General features: G+C 70.1%; 8 protein-coding genes. 1 reads left to right on the forward strand and 7 read right to left on the reverse strand.

The annotated features are described in order from the left end of the window. Nucleotides 1–204 precede the first annotated feature (204 nt). A complete protein-coding gene (gene nrdR, locus FDZ70_04850; protein TLM77917.1) occupies nt 205–651 on the reverse strand; it encodes a transcriptional repressor NrdR in 447 nt (148 codons plus the stop codon). An 88-nt stretch (nt 652–739) separates the two neighbouring features. Further along, nucleotides 740–1,087 carry a LysM peptidoglycan-binding domain-containing protein gene (locus FDZ70_04855; protein ID TLM77910.1) on the reverse strand — a complete coding sequence of 116 codons (348 nt, stop codon included), beginning with the start codon at nt 1,085–1,087 and terminating at the stop codon, nt 740–742. A gap of 232 nt (nt 1,088–1,319) precedes the next feature. On the opposite strand from FDZ70_04855, the gene lexA reads away from it, so the two are divergent. Next, nucleotides 1,320–1,952 carry a transcriptional repressor LexA gene (lexA, locus tag FDZ70_04860; GenBank protein ID TLM77911.1) on the forward strand — a complete coding sequence of 211 codons (633 nt, stop codon included), beginning with the start codon at nt 1,320–1,322 and terminating at the stop codon, nt 1,950–1,952. 15 nt (nt 1,953–1,967) lie between these two features. Here the strand turns inward: lexA and hflX are convergent, their stop codons facing one another. The 5 genes from hflX to FDZ70_04885 form a co-directional block, all read right to left on the reverse strand. Beyond that, the gene (gene hflX / locus FDZ70_04865) at nt 1,968–3,305 is read right to left on the reverse strand and encodes a GTPase HflX (GenBank protein TLM77912.1); all 1,338 of its coding nucleotides are present in this window, start codon (nt 3,303–3,305) and stop codon (nt 1,968–1,970) included. 15 nt (nt 3,306–3,320) lie between these two features. Beyond that, nucleotides 3,321–4,481: an aminotransferase class I/II-fold pyridoxal phosphate-dependent enzyme gene (locus tag FDZ70_04870; GenBank protein TLM77913.1), complete on the reverse strand. Its 1,161-nt coding sequence runs from the start codon at nt 4,479–4,481 to the stop codon at nt 3,321–3,323. 146 nt (nt 4,482–4,627) lie between these two features. After that, a complete protein-coding gene (locus tag FDZ70_04875) occupies nt 4,628–5,500 on the reverse strand; it encodes a diaminopimelate epimerase (protein ID TLM77914.1) in 873 nt (290 codons plus the stop codon). A gap of 35 nt (nt 5,501–5,535) precedes the next feature. Then, the gene (gene miaA / locus FDZ70_04880) at nt 5,536–6,462 is read right to left on the reverse strand and encodes a tRNA (adenosine(37)-N6)-dimethylallyltransferase MiaA (protein ID TLM77915.1); all 927 of its coding nucleotides are present in this window, start codon (nt 6,460–6,462) and stop codon (nt 5,536–5,538) included. A 13-nt stretch (nt 6,463–6,475) separates the two neighbouring features. Next, a partial coding sequence (locus tag FDZ70_04885; GenBank protein ID TLM77916.1) for an AMMECR1 domain-containing protein occupies nt 6,476–6,640 on the reverse strand: 165 nt, incomplete at its 5' end.

The raw sequence follows: 6,640 nt of genomic DNA on the forward strand, positions 1-6,640 counted from the left end.
CCTGTCGGCTCGATCAGGTCGGCGCTGCTGCAGTAGGGGCAGCGGAACGTGCAACCTGCGAGGCGGACCCGGATGGCGAGCCGGCCGGGCCAGTGTGAGATGTGGGCGGAGTCCCATCCGGAGAGGCGCCGCGTCGGGCACCCGTGAGAGGGCGCTTCCGGCAGGTACGGTGGTCTCGGGGTGAGGATGGCGTGTCCCTTCGCGCTACTTGAGCCGCTTGAGTTCGGCCGTGAAGCTGTCGAGGTCCTGGAACTCCTTGTAGACCGACGCGAACCGGACGTATGCGACCTTGTCCAGCGCGAGCAGGCGCACGAGCACCATGTCGCCCAGCAGGCTGGACGGGATCTCGTAGCGGAAGGTGTTGTGCAACTCGGCCTCGATGTCGTCGATGAGGCCCTCGAGCTGCTCCTGGGTCACGTTGCGCTTGGCGGTGGCGACGACCAGGCCCTTGAGGAGCTTGCCCCGGTCGAACGGCTCGCGCTCGCCGCCCTTCTTGATGATCATGAGCGGCACTTCCTCGCGCCGCTCGTAGGTGGTGAACCTCTGCTGACACTCGAGGCACTCGCGGCGCCTCCTGATCGTGTCTCCCGCTTCCGAGACGCGGGAGTCGACGACCTTGGTCTCCTCATGTCCGCAGTACGGGCACCGCACAGGCTCCACCCCTATATCTAGGCACGATGGCACCTTAGCACACAAGATGTTGTGTGACAAGCGCCGAGGCGCGCAAGCCGCAGAATCGTCAGGGGCGGCTGTCATCCGCCGGTACGAGAAGGTAGGACCCGGCCGCGATGTCCGGCGAGGCCAGGCCGTTCATCGCCATGATGAGGTCGACGGTGCGCCGGGGGTCGGCCTCGGGGCCTGCGCACTCGACCGCGAGCTCCCAGAGCGTGTCCCCCGCCTCGACGCGGATGCTGTGCACGCGGGGCGCGGCGGCCGTGCTGCGCGCATGCGCGGGCATCGCGAGCGCGAGGGCCGCCGCTGCGGCGGCACCCGCGAGGAGCAGCCGTTCCCTCGGGCGGATCGCCGGGGCCTGCGCGGCGCGCGCCCTCGCCGGCGTACGTCCCCGCATGGTCCTCGTGCCGTTCATCCTGCCACCTCCGCGCCCGTATCGACGTGTCGGGAGCCATGGTACGCACCCGGTCTGACAACGTCGGAACCGAACACCTGTTCGCAATCAGTATAGCGAACACGTGTTCGATTGCAAGCGGTGGAGGCAGGCGTTCGTGGCACGTTCGACGCACGGAATCGAACGGGTGTTTGCGTCAGGGCACCGCCGCGGCTATCCTAGTGTCGAACCTGCGTTCGGTCAGGGGGCATCCATGGTCTACAAGCGCGAAGTCACGGACCGCCAGCGCGAGATACTCGACTTCATCCGGGCCGAGATCCACCGTCGCGGCTATCCGCCGTCGGTGCGTGAGATCGGTGAGAAGGTCGGGCTCTCCTCATCGTCCACGGTCCACTCCCACCTCGCCGCGCTCGAGGCGAAGGGCCTCATCCGGCGCGACCCGAGCAAGCCGCGCGCGCTGGAGGTCCTCGACTACCGGGACACCGAGCGCGGCATCGACTACGGCCAGGTGCACGCCGTCCCTCTCGTGGGGTCCGTGGCTGCCGGCACCCCGATCCTGGCCGCCGAGAACATCGAGGCGACGCTGCCGCTGCCCGCCGACTTCGCCGAGGAGAACACGTTCATCCTGCGGGTGAAGGGCGAGTCGATGATCGAGGCGGGCATCCTCGACGGAGACTACGTCGTCGTCCGCTCCCAGCAGACCGCGAGCGACGGCGACATCGTCGTGGCGATGATCGACGAGGAAGCCACCGTCAAGCGCTTCTTCCGCCGCGGCGGCCGCATCCTGCTCCAGCCCGAGAACAGCTCGATGGAGCCGATCTGGGCCGACCGGCACGTGGACTTCGCCGTGCTCGGCAAGGTCGTCGCGCTGTTCAGGCGCATCTAGCGACCGCCAGCCGGGCTATGCGTCCGGGTCGTTGACCGCGTCTGCCTCGCCCGCTCCGACGGCGAACTCCGAGAACCGCTCCGCGACGCCCGCGGGGGCACGCAGGACGAGGCGCGTGCCGTCCGGCGTGTGCTCCTCGGTGAGGATCTGCGTGCGCTCGTGCGCGAGCATGACCAGGTCGCCGCGCGTGTACGGCACGACCGCCTCCACGCGGATCGAACCGCGCGCCGCCTCGTCGGCGATGCGCGTCACGAGTCCCGCGATGCCGTCACCGGTCACCGCCGAGATGAACAGCGCGTCCGGGTGACGCCGCTGCAGCGCGGCCACCGCGCCCGGGTCCGCGAGGTCGGTCTTGTTGAAGACGAGCACGAGTGGCCTGGCCGCCGCCCCGAGCTCGCCGAGGACCTCGCGCACCGCGTGCATGTGAGCCTTGACCTGAGGGTGAGACGCGTCGACGACGTGCAGCAGCAGATCCGCCTCACGGACCTCATCGAGGGTCGACTTGAATGACTCGACAAGGCCGTGCGGCAGCTTGTGTATGAAGCCGACGGTGTCCGTGAGCGTGACCTCTCGGCCCTCCGGCAGCTCGTAGCGCCTGGTGGTCGAGTCGAGGGTCGCGAACAGGAGGTCCATCGTGAACGCGCCGGCACCGGTCAGCGCGTTGAGCAGGGTCGATTTGCCGGCGTTGGTGTAGCCGACGAGTGCGACGCGGAAGACGCCCGAGCCCCGCCGCGCGCTGCGCTGGAGGTCGCGCTCCGCGCCGACGCGCTTGAGCTCGCGGCGCACGTGCGCGATCCGCCTGCGCGCGAGGCGGCGGTCGGTCTCGAGCTGCGTCTCGCCCGGCCCGCGCGTGCCGATGCCGCGCTTGCCGCCCGCTGCGGCGGCCGCCTGCTCGAAGTGCCGCCACAGGCCGCGCAGCCGCGGCAGCAGGTACTCCATCTGGGCGAGCTCGACTTGGAGCTTGCCTTCCATGCTGGTCGCATGCAGGGCGAAGATGTCCAGGATGAGCGCGGTGCGGTCGAGGACCTTGACGCCGGGCAGGAGCGCTTCGACGTTGGCCTGTTGCGAGGGCGTCAGGTCGTCGTCGAAGAGCACGAGCGTGGCGTCCTCGCACTGAGCCGCCTCGGCGACCTCCTCGGCCTTGCCCGCGCCGATGAAGGTGCGGGGGTTGGGACGGTCGAGGCGCTGGGACAGCGTGGCGACCACCTGCGCGCCGGCGGTCTCGGCGAGCCGCCCCAGTTCCGCGAGCGATTCCTCGATCGGCCATTCGCCCCGTCCGAGATCGAGCCCGACCAGCACCGCGCGGTCGCGGAACTCGGCGGTGACCTCCTGGGGGACGAAGCGGCGGGACATGTTGCGCGTGGCGGGCTAGAGAGCGGCCTCGATGCGTGCGATGGCCTCCTGGAGGCGCTCGTCGGGCGTCGTGAGCGACATGCGGATGTAGCCCTCGCCGCTGGGCCCGTAGGCAGAGCCGGCCGGGACGATGACGTTGGCGTCCTCGAGGATCTTCTCGGCGAACTCGGCCGACGTGTACCCGTCGGGCACGCGCGCCCACACGTAGATGGTGCCCTTCGGCTTGGCGGCGCGGATGCCGATCTTGTCGAGCGCGGCGCACACGAGGTCGCGTCGGCGCTGGTAGACCGCGCACAGCGCGACGTTCTCGCCGTCCTGGTCGCCGTTCATCGCCTCAATGGCCGCGTCCTGGACCGCAGTGAACACGCCCGAGTCGATGTTGCTCTTCACGGTGCCGAGCGCCTTGATCGCAGCCGCGTTGCCGCAGGCGAAGGCGACTCGCCAACCGGTCATGTTGTACGCCTTGCTGCAGGAGAACAGCTCGATCGCCACGTCCTTGGCGCCGGGGCGCTCGAGGAAGCTGGTCGGCCGGTAGCCGTCGTAGCCGATCTCGGAGTACGCGTTGTCGTGGATGAGCAGCAGGTCGTGCTGCTTGGCGAATGCGATGGCACGGTCGAAGTACTCGTCGTTCGCGATGGCCGAGGTGGGGTTGTTCGGGTAGCTGAGGAACATCATCTTCGCGCGCGCCAGCACGTCGGCCGGCGCGGACTCGAAGTCGGCGAGGAACCCGTTGTCCTCGGTCATGGGCATGAAGTACGACTCGCCGCCCGCGAGGATGCCGCCCGTGTGGTAGACGGGGTAGCCGCAGCCCGGCACGAGGGTGACGTCGCCAGGGTCGACGAACGCGAGGAAGATGTGGGCGATGCCCTCCTTGCTGCCGATGAGCGCGAGAGTCTCGGTGTCGGGGTCGACGTCGACACCGAAGCGGTTGCGCATCCACTCGGAGCACGCGTCACGGTACCGCTTCGCGCCGAAGTAGCTCGGGTACTGGTGGTTCGCGGGGTTGTGGATCCCGTGCTGCATGGCCTCGATGATGCGGTGCGGGGTCGGCATGTCGGGGTCGCCGATGCCCAGCGAGATCACGTCGATGCCCTGCGCGCGCTTGAGGCCGGCCTTGCGGTCGATCTCGGCGAAGAGATACGGAGGCAGGTTGGCGATGCGGTCGGCGGTCCTCACGATGGAAGGCACTCCTCTTCGGTGGGTGGCCTGTGCTGACACGCGGCGGCGCGCTTGGAGGGGCCGCACGCGGCGTTCATGGTAGCAGAAGCGCCCGACGGCACTGCGCGCAGGCGCGGACGATCGGTGGGCCGGACGCGAAGGCGTCAGCCGTCCTCGTCGGCCACCTGTACGAGGCCGGTGAAGACTTCGGCGGCCGGGCCGGTCAGGTAGACGCGGCCGTCCTCCTCGGACCATCGGATGGCGAGCTCGCCGCCGGGTACCTGCACGGTCGCCGCGCGGCCGGCGATGCGCTCGCCGAGTACCGCGGCGACGAGCGTGGCACACGCGCCGGTGCCGCAGGCGAGCGTCTCCCCCACCCCGCGCTCCCAGACTCGCAACTCGATGCAGCCGTCGTCGAAGGCACGAGCGAACTCGACGTTGGTCCGGTTCGGGAAGGCGGGGTCGTTCTCGATGAGCGGGCCGAGGGTTTCGACCGGTGCGGTGTCGACGTCGTCGACCCAGATGACGGTGTGCGGGTTGCCCATCGACACGCAGGTGACGTGCACCTCGCCGAGGTCGGTCGGGAGTGGGACGCCGACCACCCGGTCGCCGGGAAGCGTGGTGGGGACGTCGGCGGGCGCGAGCACCGGCTCGCCCATGTCGACCGTGGCGAACTCGAGGGCGCCCTCGGCGTCGCGCGTGAGCGCGATGCGGCGGACGCCCCCCGCGGTCTCGACGCGCAGGGTGTCTGCGTCGGACGGCACCATGCCGCGGTCGACCACGTACTTGGCCAGGCAGCGGATGCCGTTGCCGCACATCTCGGCCACGGAGCCGTCGGCGTTGAAGAAGCCCCACGAGAACTCGGCGTCGGACCCGTGCGGAGGGCGAACGAGGATGAGCCCGTCGGCGCCGATCCCGAAGTTGCGGTCGCACAGCCATGCGACGGCATCAGGGGTGAGGTCGATGGCGGCGTCCGTGTCGTCGACGACGACGAAGTCGTTGCCGAGGCCGTGCATCTTGGTGAAGCGCAGTTCCATCGCGAGGCCTTCCCGAAGGAGCGGCGGCGGTCAGGCTAGGATTCTACCAGTGCGTAGCCTTGGGAGGCCGCGTCGCGGGGCGTCAGCGCGGTGACGTCGAGCCACCGGACGCGCGGATCGGCGCGGAACCAGCCGAGCTGGCGCTTGGCGTAGCGTCGCGTCGCCTGCTTGATCGCGGCCACGGCCTCGTCGACGTCCGCGCCGTCCTCGATCACAGGCACGAGCTCCTTGTAGCCGATGGCCGCCGCGGCGGTGAGTGCATCCCGGTATCCCGCCGCCAGAAGGCCCTCGACCTCGGCGAGCAGGCCGTCTTCCATCATGCGGTCCACACGTGCCTCGATCCGCTCGTAGAGTGCGGGCCTCGCGGCGTCCAGGCCGAGGATGGTGGTGTCGTACACGCCGACGCGCTGCGCGAATCTGCGCGCCTGCTCGGAGTAGAGCGTGCCCGAGGCCGACATCTCGAGCGCGCGGATGACGCGGCGCACGTTGTTCGGGTGGATGAGCGCCGCGGCCTCGGGGTCGGTCTCGGCGAGCAGGCCGTGCACGCCGACCGGGCCGAGCTCCTCTGCGAGTGCCTCGAAACGGGCGCGCTCGGGCGTGGCGGCCGCGCCGGGAGGGAACGCCCAATCGTCAAGGGCCGCGCGCAGGTACAGGCCGGTGCCGCCGCACACGATCGGGGTGCCGCCGCGCGCGGCGATGTCGTCGATGGCCGACCGGGCGTCGGACTGGTAGAGCGCCGCGGAGTACGGCTCGCCCGGGCCGACGAGGTCGATGCAGTGGTGCGGTACGCGGCGCTCTTCCGGCGGCCGCTTGGCGGTGCCGATGTCCATGCCGCGGTACACCTGCATCGAGTCGGCGGTGACGATCTCCCCCCGCAGGCCGAGCGCGAGCTGCTCGGCGACGTCTGTCTTGCCGACCCCGGTCGGGCCGACCACCGCGATCACGCGGGTGCGCGCGCGCATGCAGCGAACGGCATCAGACGTGGCGGTCAACGCGGAACCTCTCGAGCGAGTACGGCTCGCTCGCTGGGATGCCGGCCTTGCGCAGCGCGATGTCGACCTGTTGGCGGGGTGTGTCGACGCCCTCGAGGTCGGGCAGGAGCAGGCCGCGGCGCCAGCCGCTCGTCACGATGACCCCGTA

The organism is Actinomycetota bacterium (assembly GCA_005774595.1).
In the GTDB taxonomy this organism is placed as follows: domain Bacteria; phylum Actinomycetota; class Coriobacteriia; order Anaerosomatales; family D1FN1-002; genus D1FN1-002.

Bases quoted from the DNA above. Each gene is read 5' to 3' on its own strand.
- FDZ70_04855 (TLM77910.1), bottom strand. From the start codon at position 1,087: ATGAACGGCACGAGGACCATGCGGGGACGTACGCCGGCGAGGGCGCGC.
- lexA (TLM77911.1), top strand. From the start codon at position 1,320: ATGGTCTACAAGCGCGAAGTCACGGACCGCCAGCGCGAGATACTCGAC.
- hflX (TLM77912.1), bottom strand. From the start codon at position 3,305: ATGTCCCGCCGCTTCGTCCCCCAGGAGGTCACCGCCGAGTTCCGCGAC.
- FDZ70_04875 (TLM77914.1), bottom strand. From the start codon at position 5,500: ATGGAACTGCGCTTCACCAAGATGCACGGCCTCGGCAACGACTTCGTC.
- miaA (TLM77915.1), bottom strand. From the start codon at position 6,462: ATGCGCGCGCGCACCCGCGTGATCGCGGTGGTCGGCCCGACCGGGGTC.